The sequence below is a fragment of the Caenimonas aquaedulcis genome (genome assembly GCF_015831345.1).
GTDB lineage: Bacteria > Pseudomonadota > Gammaproteobacteria > Burkholderiales > Burkholderiaceae_C > Ramlibacter > Ramlibacter aquaedulcis.
Genome location: NZ_JADWYS010000001.1, coordinates 340,103 through 353,445 on the forward strand (window position 1 = coordinate 340,103; position 13,343 = coordinate 353,445).

Here is a 13,343-nt window from a genome sequence, read left to right on the forward strand (position 1 = left end):
CCTACCGGACGATTTCCAGCAGCCGGTCCAGCCCACCGGAGTTGATCGCCACCATCGCCTGCTCGCGTACCTTCGGCTTCGCGTGGTACGCCACCGACAAACCGGCCTCGCCCATCATCGGCAAATCGTTGGCGCCGTCGCCCATCGCGATCGCCTGCCGGGGCGAGATGCCCAGTTGCGCGCAGGTCTCCAGGAACATCCTGCGCTTTTCGGCTCCATCGCAGATGTCGCCCCAGGGCTGGTCCACCATTCGGCCCGTGAGCTGGCCGCAGTTGGGGCCGGACTCCACTTCCAGCACGTTCGAGCGTGTGAAGTCGATGCCCAGTTCGTCGCGCACGCGGTCGGTGAAGAACGTGAAGCCGCCCGATACCAACAGCACCTTCATGCCCGCGGCCTTGCAGGCCGCCACCAGTTCGCGGGCGCCCGGGTTGAGGCGCAGGCGCTCCACGTAAACCTGCTCCATGTCGGCGATGGTCACGCCGCGCAGCAGCGCGACGCGGCGGCGCAGGCTTTCCTTGTAGTCGGCGATCTCGCCGCGCATCGCGGCCTCGGTGATCGCGGCGACTTCTTCCTTGCGGCCGACCGCATCGGCGATCTCGTCGACGCACTCGATGTTGATCAGCGTCGAGTCCATATCGAAGGCGATCAGTCGGAAGTCCTTCAGGGACAGGGGCGGCACGATGCCCTGGACCACGAGGCCGGGGGAGATTTCTTTCGCGGGAGTCATGGGATCGGATTGTTTCATGTCAGGCGGGTGCGGCGACCTTTGGCTGGCCGAGCGAACGCAGCACGTCGCGCACCATCTGCGCGCGGTCCTTCGGGTCCTTCAGCTCGCGCTCGATGCGCAGCTTCTCGTTGCCCGCGAGCTTGATGTGCTTGTTCTTCTGCACGAGGTCGATGATGCGCATCGGGTCGATCGGCGGGTTGGGGCGGAAGGTGATGTTCGTCACGCCGGGCGCGGCGTCCACCTTCACCACGCCGTAGGGCTTCGCGAGCACGCGCAGGCGGTGCACGTCGATGAGGGTCTGGGCCTGCGGCGGCAGCTTGCCGAAACGGTCGACGATTTCCTCGAGCAGGGCATCGATCTGGTCGGTGGTCTTCGCGGTGGCCAGGCGCTTGTAGAACGACAGGCGCAGGTGCACGTCGCCGCAATAGTCGTCCGGCAGCAGCGCGGGCGCATGCAGGTTGATGTCGGTCGTCACCGAGAGCGGGGCGAGCAGGTCGGGCTCCTGGCCGGCCTTGAGCGCGCGCACCGCTTCGGCGAGCATCTCGTTGTACATCTGGAAGCCGATCTCCAGCATGTTGCCGCTCTGGTTCTCGCCGAGCACCTCGCCCGCGCCGCGGATTTCGAGGTCGTGCATCGCGAGGTAGAAGCCCGAGCCGAGTTCCTCCATCTGCTGGATCGCGTCGAGCCGCTGCGAGGCCTGGCGCGTGAGGCTTTCCGTGTCCGGCACCATCAGGTAGGCATACGCCTGGTGGTGGCTGCGCCCGACGCGGCCGCGCAACTGGTGCAGCTGGGCGAGGCCGAACTTGTCGGCGCGGCTGATGACGATGGTGTTGGCCGAGGGCACGTCGATGCCGGTCTCGATGATGGTGGAGCACAGCAGCAGGTTGTAGCGCTGGGCGATGAAGTCGCGCATCACGCGCTCGAGGTCGCGCTCGGGCATCTGGCCGTGGGCGACCGCGATGCGCGCCTCGGGCAGCAGGCGCTCCAGCGCCTCGCGCCGGTTCTCGATCGTCTCGACTTCGTTGTGCAGGAAGTAGATCTGCCCACCGCGCTTCAATTCGCGCAGCACGGCCTCGCGGATCACGCCGTTGCCCTCGTTGCGCACGAAGGTCTTGATCGCGAGGCGCCTCTGCGGCGCGGTCGCGATCACCGAGAGATCGCGCAGGCCTTCCAGCGCCATGCCCAGCGTGCGCGGGATCGGCGTGGCCGTCAGCGTGAGCACGTCCACTTCCGCGCGCAGGGCTTTCATGGCCTCCTTGTGGCGCACGCCGAAGCGATGCTCCTCGTCGATGATCAGCAGGCCGAGGTTCTTGAACTTGGTCGATTCCGACAGGAGCTTGTGCGTGCCGACGACGATGTCCACGCTGCCGTCCGCGAGGCCCTTGAGGGTGGCGGTGACTTCCTTGGACGAGCGAAAGCGCGAGACTTCCGCCACCTTCACCGGCCACTTGCTGAAACGGTCCACCAGCGTCTGGTAATGCTGCTCCACCAGTAGCGTGGTGGGGCCGAGGAAGGCGACCTGCTTGCCGCCCGTCACCGCGATGAAGGCGGCGCGCAGCGCGACCTCGGTCTTGCCGAAGCCCACATCGCCGCAAACCAGCCGGTCCATCGGCTGCGGCGACACCATGTCCTGGATCACGGCGTGGATCGCGGCGTTCTGGTCCGCCGTTTCCTCGAAGCCGAAGTCGTTGGCGAAGACTTCGTAGTCCTGCGCCGAGAAGCGGAAGGCATGCCCCTCGCGCGCGGCGCGGCGCGCGTAGATGTTCAGCAGTTCGGCGGCCGTGTCGCGCACCTGCTCGGCGGCCTTGCGCCGGGCCTTTTCCCACTGGCCGGAGCCGAGCTTGTGCAGCGGCGCCTCGTCGGCGGACACGCCGGTGTAGCGGCTGATCTGGTGCAACTGGCTCACGGGCACGTAGAGCAGCGCCTTGTCCGCGTATTCGAGGTGCAGGAATTCCGTGCTGCCCTGGCCCAGGTCCATGTTGACCAGGCCGCGGTAGCGCCCGATGCCGTGCTGCGCGTGCACCACCGGGTCGCCGAGGTTCAGCTCGGAGAGGTCCTTGATCAGCGCCTCGACATCGCTGACCTGCTCCTGCTTCTTGCGGCGGCGCGTCGTGGGACCGGCGGCGAAGAGCTCGGTTTCGGTGACGAAGTCGATGCCTTCCTCGAGCCACGCGAAGCCGGTGTTGAGCGCGGAAGTCGCGATGCCGACCTTCTCGTCGCTCGCCTGGAATTCCGCGAGCGAGTCGAAGGCGGGCGGGCTCAGGTGGCTCGCGCGAAGGAAGTCCAGCAGGCTCTCGCGGCGGCCGTCGCTCTCGGCCAGGATCAGTGCGCGGTGCTGCGTGTTGCGCAGGTGCTCCTTGAGTTTCGCGAGCGGCTCTTCGGCGCCGCGCACGACGGACATCGGCGGCAGCGCATCGAATTCGGGGTAGGGGGAAAGACCTTCGCCCCCGCCTTCTCCCGCAAGCGGGAGGGGAAGCCTGATCGCCAGTTGCTCGTGCTCGTTCGCGCGGCCATAGAACTGCTCGGCCGTGAGAAACAAAGTGTCAGGCGGCAGGGCCGGCCGTTCCGGGTCGCCTTGCACCAGCCGGTAGCGGTCTTTCGTGTCCTGCCAGAAGCGCTGGAAGGCCGCGTCGATCTCGCCGTGCAGCACGACCGTGGCCTTCTCGCCGACGTAGTCGAACACCGTCGCGGTTTCATCGAAGAAGAGCGGGAGGTAGTACTCGATACCGGCAGTCGCCACGCCCGCGCCGATGTCCTTGTAGATACGGCTCTTGGTCGGGTCGCCTTCCAATAGCTCGCGCCAGCGGCTGCGGAATTTCGCGCGCGCATCGTCGTCCATCGGGAATTCGCGGCCCGGCAGCAGGCGCACTTCGGGCACCGGGTACAGGCTGCGCTGGCTGTCGGGGTCGAAGGTGCGGATCGAGTCGATCTCGTCGTCGAACAGGTCCACGCGGTAGGGCACGCTCGAGCCCATCGGGAACAGGTCGATCAGGCCGCCGCGCACGGCGTATTCGCCGGGACTCACCACCTGGGTGACATGGCTGTAGCCCGCGAGTGTCAGCTGGGCCTTCAGTTTGGCTTCCTCCAGCTTCTGCTTCACCTGGAAGTGGAAGGTGTACCCTGCGAGGAAGCCGGGGGGCGCGACGCGGTAGAGGGCCGTCGTCGCGGGAACGACCACGACGTCCGCATCGCCTTGCGAAATCCGCCACAGTGTGGAAAGCCGTTCGCTGATCAGGTCCTGGTGCGGCGAGAAGGTGTCGTACGGCAGCGTTTCCCAGTCGGGAAAGAGCACGCAGCGCAGGTCGGGCGCGAAAAATGCAATCTCGTCGATGAGGCGCTGGGCATCCGTCGCGTCGGCGGTGACGAGGGCCGTGAGGCGGCGTTCCGCCTTGGTCCGTTCGCCCAGCCGCGCGAGCAGCAAGGCATCGGCTGAGCCGGGTGGGCGGGGCAGGGTGAAACGCTGGCCGGCTTTAAGTTTGGGTAAATCCATGCAAGGCCCGGAAAAAGACAAAACACCCCGCGCCTGGACAGGGCGGGGTGCGATGGGACGATTTTAGAATGGACATCATGGCAACGAGCGACAGCAAACCGAATTCCCGCTTCTATGCGTTGGTTCCGTGCGCGGGCACGGGCAGCCGGGCCGGCACGCCGGGCCCGAAGCAGTACGAACGCATTGCCGGCCAACCGATGGTCTGGCACACATTGGCCGCCTTGCAGGCGGTCAAGCGCATTTCCCGCACGCTGGTGGTGGTGGCCCCCGGCGACGGTTTCTTCGAACGCAACCCGACTTCCGCGCTGGTGGTGCCCTGCGGAGGCGCGACGCGTGCATCGAGCGTGTCCAACGGGCTCTACGAGCTCACGCGCGCCGGCGCGACGGACACGGACTGGGTGCTGGTGCACGATGCGGCGCGCTGCCTCATCACGCCCGCGCTCATCGATTCCCTGATCGATGCCTGCGCGGGCGACGAGGTCGGGGGCCTGCTCGCGCAGAAGCTGCCGGACACGCTCAAGCGTGAAGCAGGCGGGCGCGTCGCGGAAACGCTGGACCGCGAGGATAAGTGGCTCGCGCAGACGCCGCAGATGTTCCGCATCGGCCTGCTCATGCAGGCGCTGGAGAAAGCCGGCGGGCAGGTGACGGATGAAGCAACGGCTGTCGAATCGCTCGGCCTGCAGCCGCTGCTCGTCCAGGGCGGCACGCAGAACTTCAAGGTCACCTACCCGGACGACTTCGCGTTGGCCGAGGCGGTGCTGAAGGCCCGCACCCGATGAGTTCGTTTCGCATCGGCGAAGGCTGGGACGTGCATGCGCTCGTGCCGGGCCGCAAGCTCGTGATCGGCGGGGTCGACATCCCGTTCGACCGCGGACTGCTGGGCCACTCCGATGCGGACGTACTGCTGCACGCGATCACCGATGCCCTGCTGGGGGCCGCCGGGCTCGGCGATATCGGGAAGCACTTTCCCGATACGGACGAGCGGTTCAGGGGCGCCGATTCCTCGGTGCTGCTGAAAGAGGCGGCCCGGCGTGTCCGCGAGAAGGGTTTCCAGATCGGCAATGTCGACAGCACCGTGATCGCGCAGGCGCCGAAGCTCGCGCCGCATATCGAAGCCATGCGGGCCGCGATCGCGCAAGCACTGGATTTGCCGGTGAACCAGGTCAACGTGAAAGCGAAGACCGCGGAGAAGCTCGGTCCGGTGGGTGAGGGGCTGGCAATCGAGGCCCGGGCGATCGTGCTGCTGATGGCGGGCTGACCCGCCTTCAATAAGCCGCTTCGGCCTTGGGCTTCGGAGCGTCTTCCGGCTGCCCGGTTTGCGCCTTCGGCTTCTGCAGCTTGATGTGCGCCGCGAGGCCGCCCGACGTGGTGTTGGCCAACGCGAAGATGCCGCCCATGCGTTGCACGGTCTTGTCGACGATGGCCAGGCCCAGGCCCGCGCCCGTCGCCGCCGTGCGCGCCGCGTCGCCGCGGAAGAAGGGCTTGATCAGGTTGGGCAGGGCCTCCGGCGCGACGCCCATCCCGTGGTCGCGCACCTTGAGCAGCACCCATTCGTTGCGCGACTTCGCGGCGATGTCCACGATCGCGATGCCCGTCTCCGGTGTCTTGCCATAGCGGCGCGCGTTCTCCAGCAGGTTGGAGATCACCCGCGCAAGCTCGACCTCGTCGGCCAGCACCGTGAGGTCCTTGGTGATGTCGAGGTTGATGCGCATGTCGCCCTGGTCCTGCACGGCGTAGAGGCAGGCCTCGATCACATCGTTGAGCAGTACCGGCTTGAGCTCGGCGTGGTCCGGGCGCGCGTAGTCGAGGAACTTGTCGATGATCGCGTCGAGCTGGTCGATGTCGGCGGCCATGTGGTCGCGCGCGTCCTGGTCGGCCACGCTCATCTCGGTTTCCAGGCGCAGGCGCGCGAGGGGTGTGCGCAGGTCGTGCGAGATGCCCGCGAGCATCACCGCGCGGTCCTGTTCGATCTTGGCCAGTTGCTGGGCCATGCGGTTGAAGCCGATGTTCACCTCGCGGATCTCGCTGGTGACGGCCTTCTCGTCGAGCCGGCTCGCGTCGAAGTCCCCGTCGCGCACGCGGCTGGCCGCGAAGGACAGCTGCTTGAGCGGGCGGTTGATCAGCCGCGCGATCAGCGCGGCGCCCGCGAGCGAGAGGCCTGCCGCGGTGATCAGCCAGATCAGCCAGGTCTTGCCGCCGACCCGCGTGAAGCGCGCGCGGTCGAGCAGCATCCAGTACTGGTCCTGCTCGATCCGAAACCCGATCCACAGGCCTTCTTCCTTGTTGACGCTCCCGGCGATCACCGTTCCGGGGCCGAGCCGCGTCATCAATTCCTCGACGATGCGCGTATCCAGTTCCCCGGAGTCGAAGGGGGTGGACTTGTCGGACGGCTCGCGCGGCAGGATGCGCACGCCTTCCTGGTCGGCCAGCGTCTTGATGAGCGACACGCGCGCGATGGAATCCGAGTGGACGAGCGCAGCGCGGCTCAGGTTGACGAGCGAGGCGATCTGCTGGGCCGTCTGGACCGCGCGCGGCTCGAATTCGAGCGCGCGGAAGGTCTGCAGCCAGGCGACGATGCTGCCGATGAGCAGCAGCGACAGCAGGAAGAAGGTGCGCCAGAAGAGCGACAGCCCCAGGCGCGGCCGCATTTCCAGCGGCGCCGGCGCGGTTTCGAGCGGGGCGGGCCCGGTGACGTGGATGCTGGTGGTTTCTCCGCGAATCATGGCCAGGGGATCAGCCCGCGCCGTCCGGCACGAACACGTAGCCCACGCCCCAGACGGTCTGGATGTAGCGAGGCGCGGCCGGGTCGATCTCGACCAGCTTGCGCAGGCGCGAGACCTGCACGTCCAGCGAGCGGTCGAAGGGCTCGAACTCGCGGCCGCGGGCCAGCTGGGCCAGCTTTTCGCGGGACAGCGGCTGGCGCGGGTGGCGCACCAGCGCCTTGAGCATCGCGAATTCGCCGGTGGTGAGCGGCAGCTCCTCGCCGTTCTTGCGCAGGGTGCGTGCGCCGAGGTCGAAGGCGAAGGGGCCGAAATTGACGACTTCGTTGTCGCTGGACGGGGCGCCCGGGGCTTCCTGCGCGGGGCGGCGGCGCAGCACGGCGTGCACGCGGGCCAGCAGTTCGCGCGGGTTGAAGGGCTTGCCGAGGTAGTCGTCCGCGCCGACTTCCAGGCCGACGATGCGGTCCACGTCTTCGCCCTTGGCGGTGAGCATGATGATCGGCGTGCGGTCGTTGGCGGCGCGCAGGCGCCGGCAGATCGACAGCCCATCCTCGCCGGGCATCATCAGGTCGAGCACGATGAGGTCGGCGGTTTCGCGCAGCATCAAACGGTTGAGGGCCTTGCCGTCCTCCGCGAGGATGACTTCGAAGCCTTCCTGGGTGAGATAGCGGCGCAGCAGGTCGCGGATGCGCGCGTCGTCGTCGACGACGAGGATCTTGTCGGTGCGGGCTGCGGCTTGGTTCATGGTGCTCCAGGAGAATATGTAACAGAGCCGATTTTGAGGGGCTAACGCAGGGGATTGCGGTGTTTCCCCTGTTGCTTTTCACAGTGTTACAAATGTTGCCCCACCCGGCAAGGCTTCACGTGCCGGCTGTGAACCGTCCTGCTCTGCTGTCGTTGAACGAAGAGTCTTCACTACACTGCCCACCACATGAAAACACTCCTTGCCGCTTTTGTCGCCGCGTCGCTCTCCTGCGGCGCCTGGGCCCAGGTCGCCCCCTACGCGCCTCCCCAGAATGTTCTGCAACTGTCCGCGAGCGGCAGCGTGGAAGTGCAACAGGACCTCCTGAGCCTCACCCTCACCACCACACGCGACGGTGCCGATGCCAACACCGTGCAATCGCAGCTCAAGGCCGCGCTCGATGCGGCGCTCACGGAGGCGAAGAAGTCCGCCCAGCCGGGTCAGCTGGACGTGCGCACCGGCAATTTCGGCCTCTATCCGCGCTACACGCAGGGCGGCAAGATCAGCGGCTGGAACGGCACGGCCGAGCTGGTGCTGGAAGGGCGCGATTTCTCCCGCATCACCCAGGCGGCGGCGAGGATCTCCACCTTGACCCTCGGCGGCGTGAGCTTTGGCCTCAGCCGCGAGCAGCGGGCGAAAGTGGAGGGCGACGCGCAGCAGCTCGCGATCGACCAGTTCAAGCAGAAGGCCGGCGAACTCGCGAAGGGCTTCGGGTTCTCCGGCTACACGCTGCGCGAGGTCGCCGTGAACGCGAACGATCCCGGCAACTACCCGCGGCCACGCATGGCAATGCAAGCCAAAGCGGGCGTCGCGGAAGCCGCGGTGCCCGTGGAGCCGGGCAGGGCGAGCGTGACCGTCACCGTGTCGGGGACGGTGCAGCTCAGGTAGTTACTGCGCGGCCCAGCCGCCGTCCATGTTCCACGCCACGCCGCGCACGTTGTTCGCGGCGGGCGAGCAGAAGAACACGGCGAGCTGGCCCAGTTCTTCGGGCGTCGTGAACTGCATCGACGGTTCCTTCTCGCCGAGCAGCTGCTTCGTCGCCTGCTCGTTGCTGATGCCCCCTGCGGCGGCCTTGGCGTCGACCTGCTTTTGCACCAGCGGCGTCAGCACCCAGCCGGGGCAGATGGCATTGCAGGTGATGCCGGTGGTCGCGTTCTCGAGCGCGGTGACCTTCGTGAGGCCGACGAGGCCGTGCTTCGCGGCGACGTACGCCGACTTCTCGGCCGATGCCACGAGGCCATGCACCGACGCGACGTTGATGATGCGGCCCCAGTTCGCGGCTTTCATCGCGGGGATCGCGAGGCGCGAGGCGTGGAAGGCGCTCGACAGGTTGATCGCGAGGATCGCGTCCCACTTCTCCGGCGGAAAGTCCTCGACGCGGGCGACGTGCTGGATGCCGGCGTTGTTCACGAGGATGTCCACGCGCCCGAACTCCCCGGCCGCGAATTTCATCATCTCCTCGATCTCGGCGGGCTTGCTCATGTCCGCGCCGTGATACGCCACCTTCACCCCGAGCGCCTGCACCTGCGCCTTCGGGCCTTCGACATCGCCGAAGCCGTTGAGGACGATGTTCGCACCCTGCTGTGCGAGCGCCTTGGCGATGCCCAGGCCGATGCCGCTGGTGGAGCCGGTGACGAGGGCGGTCTTGCCTTTGAGCATGGGGAGTCTCCGTTTGAATTAGGATGGTGGCGAAGCGCCAGAGAGACCGAAAGTATCCCGGTTTTCCCACACCATGACCGAACCTACGCTGAACTACGTATCCTGCCCCGACGCCTCCGGCGGCCATCGCATGGCTTACTGGCAGTGGGGCGGCGCGGGCGCCGGGCACGTCGTCGTTTGCGCGCATGGCCTGTCGCGGCAGGGGCGGGATTTCGACGTGCTGGCGCAGGCGCTGGTCGAGCGCGCGTCCGGCGCGTTGCGGGTCGTCTGCCCCGATGTCGTGGGACGCGGGCAAAGCGACTGGCTCAAGGACCCCATGGGCTACCAGATTCCGGGCTACGTGGGCGACATGCTCGCGATGCTCGCGCAACTGAATCGGCAGGCGCCGGTCGCTACCCTGGATTGGGTCGGCACCAGCATGGGCGGGCTCATCGGCATGGGCGTGGCGGGCACGCCGAAGCTGCCGCTGCCGGCGCCTGTGCGCCGCCTCGTGCTGAACGACGTCGGCCCCGCGATCCAGTGGCAGGCGCTGCAGCGCATCGGCACCTATCTCGGCAACACCGGCAAGTTCGATTCGGTCCAGCAGGCCGCTGACGCGATGTGGACGATTTCCACGAGTTTCGGCCCGCATACGCCGCAGCAATGGCTGGCGCTCTCGCAGGCGATGGTGAAGCCGCTGCCCGAAGGCGGTTTCACCCTCCACTACGACCCGGCCATCGCAGTGCCGTTTCGCACGCTCACGGAGGAAGCCGCGGCGCAAGGCCAGGCCGCGCTCTGGCAGGTCTACGACAACATCCGCGCGCAGACGCTCATCACGCGCGGCGCGAACTCCGACCTGTTGTCTCGCGAGACTGCGCAGGCCATGACGCAGCGCGGGCCGCGCGCGAAGCTCGTCGAGTTCGCGGGCGTGGGCCACGCCCCGACTTTCATCGCGCCCGACCAGGTCGAGGCCGTCACCTCGTTCCTGCTGCCATGAAAAGCCTGAAGGCGGAGCAGCAAGGCTCCGCCGCGATCCCCGAACTGGTGGCCGCCGCCGAGCAGGCGATGCCGCACCAGGCCAACGCCCTGGCCCGCGCCCGCGCGTTCGCGGAGCCCTTCATCGCGAGCGAAGTGCTGGACACCGGCGAGAACACGCTCGCGCACGCGGACGCGGTCGCGGCGATCCTGAAGACGATGGGCGGCTCGGAGGCCATGCAGGCCGCGAGCTATCTCGTCTACGCCTGCACCCATCTCAACAAGCCCCAGGAGGTGATCGCGAAAGCCTTCGGCGAGAACTACGCCGCGCTCGCGATGGAGACCACCAAGCTGGTGCGCGTGCAGCAACAGGCGCGCGGCGCGGAGGAATCGGCGCAGCTCGTGGACGACCCGAAGGTGCAGACCGAGAACGTGCGCAAGATGCTGCTCGCGTTTTCGCGCGACCTGCGCGTGGTGATGCTGCGGCTCGCGTCGCGGCTGCAGACACTGCGCTGGCATGCGGCCAACAAGACCGTGGCGCCGCCCAGCGTCGCGCGCGAGGCGCTGAACGTCTTCGCGCCGCTCGCCAACCGCCTGGGCATCTGGCAGGTGAAGTGGGAGATGGAAGACCTCGCCTTCCGCTTCCTCGAGCCGGACAAGTACAAGCAGGTTGCCGGCCTGCTGGACCAGAAGCGCATCGAGCGCGAGGCGTATGTCGAGGAGATCCGCGCCCGCCTCGAAGCGGAGTTGAAGTCGCAGGGCATCGCGGCGAGCGTGTACGGCCGCCCGAAGCACATCTACAGCATCGTGAAGAAGATGCGCGGCAAGTCGCTGGATTTCGACCAGGTATTCGACATCCGCGCGCTGCGCGTGATCGTGCCGACGGTGGACGATTGCTACGCGGCGCTCTCCTGGGTGCACGAGCGCTTCACGCCGCTGGTCGAGGAGTTCGACGACTACATCGCCAAGCCGAAGGCGAACGGTTACCAGTCGCTGCACACCATCGTGCGGGACGGGGCGGGCCGGGCGATCGAAATCCAGATCCGCACACAGGCCATGCACGACCACGCCGAGCACGGCGTCGCGGCGCACTGGGCGTACAAGGAAGCAGGGCACAAGGGCTACTCGGGGCATTCCGCGAGCGGCGAGTACGACGCGAAGATCGCGGTGCTGCGCCAGCTTCTGGCGTGGGAGCGGGATCTCGCGGGCTCCGGCGCCGGGCTCTTCGAAGACCGCATCTACGTGCTGACGCCCGATGCGGCCATCGTGGAGCTGCCGCAGGGGGCGACGCCGGTCGACTTCGCGTATTCGGTGCACACGAACCTGGGCCACCGCTGCCGCGGCGCGCGCGTGGACGGCGCGATGGTGCCGCTCAACACGCCGCTGCAGAACGGCCAGACCGTCGAGGTGATCGTAGCCAAGGAGGGCGGGCCGTCGCGCGATTGGCTGAACGCCGACCTGGGCTTCCTCGCAAGCCACCGCGCGAAGGCGAAGGTGCGCGCGTGGTTCAACGAGCAGATCAAGCACGAGACCGTGGCGCGCGGCCGCGAGTCCGTCGAACGCCTGCTGCAGCGCGAAGGCAAGACGGCGGTCAAGCTGGAAGACCTCGCCTCGCAGCTCGGTTTCAAGTCGGCCGAGGACCTCTTCGCGGTGGTGGGGAAGGACGAATACTCGCTGCGCAACATCGAGGCCGTGCTGAAGCCGGCCGAGGCGCCGATGCCCGTCGACGACCTGCTGCTGCTGCGCAAGTCGCGCAACACCGAGCGCACGCCCAAGGGCGGCGTGCTGGTGGTGGGCATCGATTCGCTCATGACGCAACTCGCCAAATGCTGCAAGCCCGCGCCGCCGGATGCGATCGGCGGGTTCGTGACGCGCGGCAAGGGCGTGAGCATCCACCGCCGCGACTGCAGCAACTTCCGCGAGATGGCGGCGCGGGGCCCGGAGCGCGTGATCGACGTGGAGTGGGGCGCGGGTAAGTCCGGCGATGGCGCCGTCTACCCGGTCGACGTGTCCGTGGAGGCGTCCGACAGGCAGGGCCTGCTGCGCGACATCTCCGAGGTGTTCGCCAAGGAAAAGATGAACGTCATCGGCGTGCAGACGCAATCGATCAAGGGCACGGCGTGGATGACGTTCACGGTGGAGATCGGCGATTCGCAGCGGCTGAACAAGGTGCTGGGACTGGTGGCGGAAGTGCAGGGCGTGCGTTCGGCGCGCAGGCGCTGAAGGAACACCCGCGCGGGCCTGCTATAATCAAAGGCTCGAATACGAACTCAGGCGCGTAGCTCAGCTGGTTAGAGCACCACCTTGACATGGTGGGGGTCGTTGGTTCGAGTCCAATCGCGCCTACCAATTTCCGCCTCCCGGCATTCTCCCTAGGGCTTGTTCCCATAGGGAAAACCTTGGGACGGCGGTTTTGGCCCCCTCCCTAGAATGTGCTGCAGTGCAGTACCCGCGAGCCGCCCCGGCCCGCGTGCCAGGAGCCATCCAGTGCAAAGCAAGAAAGCAGCCGCCGGCAGCCCCACGGGCAAGCCCGCGCAGCGAGTCATCAAGAAGTATCCCAACCGCCGGCTCTACGACACCGACACCTCCACCTACATCACGTTGGCCGAGGTCAAGCAACTGGTGATGGACAGCGAACCCTTCGTCGTGCGCGACGCCAAGACCAACGAGGACCTGTCGCGCAGCATCCTGCTGCAGATCATCCTGGAGGAAGAGGCGGGCGGCCAGCCGATGTTTAGCGAAGCCGCGCTCGCGAACCTGATCCGCATCTACGGCCACGCGTCGCAGGCCTTCATGGGTTCCTACCTCGAGAAGAACGTGCAGGCTTTCACCGACATCCAGGCGAAGCTGACCGAGCAATCCAAGACGCTGACGCCCGAGATGTGGGCGCAGTTCATGCGCATGCAGAACCCGTTGATGCAGGGGCTCATGGGCAACTACGTCGAGCAGTCCAAGAGCGCGTTCGACAAGATGCAGGAGCAGATGGCCAAGCAGACGGAGCAGATGCTGGGTGCATTTGGGATCAAACGATAGACACGCGCGATAGCTGGG

Annotated in this window: 11 protein-coding genes and 1 tRNA gene; 7 read left to right on the forward strand and 5 right to left on the reverse strand. The window is 67.1% G+C overall.

Features of this window, described 5'->3' with window-relative positions; all coding sequences use genetic code 11:
• Position 1: 1 nt before the first annotated feature.
• Both serB and mfd read right to left on the reverse strand, forming a co-directional pair.
• Positions 2-727 (reverse strand): phosphoserine phosphatase SerB, encoded by a 726-nt coding sequence (serB, locus tag I5803_RS01535; protein ID WP_196984664.1) that lies wholly within the window; start codon positions 725-727, stop codon positions 2-4.
• 19 nt (positions 728-746) lie between these two features.
• Entirely contained in the window at positions 747-4,217 is a 3,471-nt protein-coding gene (gene mfd / locus I5803_RS01540; protein ID WP_196984665.1) for a transcription-repair coupling factor, read from the reverse strand.
• 77 nt (positions 4,218-4,294) lie between these two features.
• Between mfd and ispD the strand changes: the two genes are divergently transcribed.
• A complete protein-coding gene (gene ispD, locus I5803_RS01545; RefSeq protein WP_231402318.1) occupies positions 4,295-4,996 on the forward strand; it encodes a 2-C-methyl-D-erythritol 4-phosphate cytidylyltransferase in 702 nt (233 codons plus the stop codon).
• On the forward strand, positions 4,993-5,475 hold the full coding sequence (gene ispF / locus I5803_RS01550) for a 2-C-methyl-D-erythritol 2,4-cyclodiphosphate synthase (protein WP_196984667.1): 483 nt from the start codon (positions 4,993-4,995) through the stop codon (positions 5,473-5,475). The genes ispD and ispF overlap by 4 nt, the downstream gene beginning before the upstream one ends.
• Before the next feature lie 7 nt (positions 5,476-5,482).
• On the opposite strand, the gene I5803_RS01555 is transcribed toward ispF, so the two are convergent.
• Positions 5,483-6,940 (reverse strand): sensor histidine kinase, encoded by a 1,458-nt coding sequence (locus tag I5803_RS01555; RefSeq protein WP_196984668.1) that lies wholly within the window; start codon positions 6,938-6,940, stop codon positions 5,483-5,485.
• Between the two features lie 10 nt (positions 6,941-6,950).
• Positions 6,951-7,682, reverse strand: a complete 732-nt coding sequence (gene ompR, locus I5803_RS01560; protein WP_196984669.1) for an osmolarity response regulator transcription factor OmpR — start codon at positions 7,680-7,682, stop codon at positions 6,951-6,953.
• Positions 7,683-7,868: 186 nt separating this feature from the next.
• Between ompR and I5803_RS01565 the strand changes: the two genes are divergently transcribed.
• Positions 7,869-8,567 carry an SIMPL domain-containing protein gene (locus tag I5803_RS01565; RefSeq protein ID WP_196984670.1) on the forward strand — a complete coding sequence of 233 codons (699 nt, stop codon included), beginning with the start codon at positions 7,869-7,871 and terminating at the stop codon, positions 8,565-8,567.
• Here the strand turns inward: I5803_RS01565 and I5803_RS01570 are convergent, their stop codons facing one another.
• Positions 8,568-9,338: a 3-hydroxybutyrate dehydrogenase gene (locus I5803_RS01570; RefSeq protein WP_196984671.1), complete on the reverse strand. Its 771-nt coding sequence runs from the start codon at positions 9,336-9,338 to the stop codon at positions 8,568-8,570.
• Between the two features lie 73 nt (positions 9,339-9,411).
• Between I5803_RS01570 and I5803_RS01575 the strand changes: the two genes are divergently transcribed.
• The 4 genes from I5803_RS01575 (at position 9,412) to phaR (ending at position 13,325) form a co-directional block, all read left to right on the forward strand.
• On the forward strand, positions 9,412-10,314 hold the full coding sequence (locus I5803_RS01575; RefSeq protein ID WP_196984672.1) for an alpha/beta fold hydrolase: 903 nt from the start codon (positions 9,412-9,414) through the stop codon (positions 10,312-10,314).
• Positions 10,311-12,515 (forward strand): RelA/SpoT family protein, encoded by a 2,205-nt coding sequence (locus I5803_RS01580; RefSeq protein WP_196984673.1) that lies wholly within the window; start codon positions 10,311-10,313, stop codon positions 12,513-12,515. Before I5803_RS01575 ends, I5803_RS01580 begins: the two co-directional genes overlap by 4 nt.
• A 49-nt stretch (positions 12,516-12,564) precedes the next feature.
• A tRNA-Val gene (locus I5803_RS01585) sits at positions 12,565-12,641 on the forward strand.
• Positions 12,642-12,779: 138 nt separating this feature from the next.
• The gene (gene phaR / locus I5803_RS01590; RefSeq protein ID WP_354001610.1) at positions 12,780-13,325 is read left to right on the forward strand and encodes a polyhydroxyalkanoate synthesis repressor PhaR; all 546 of its coding nucleotides are present in this window, start codon (positions 12,780-12,782) and stop codon (positions 13,323-13,325) included.
• Positions 13,326-13,343: the final 18 nt, after the last annotated feature.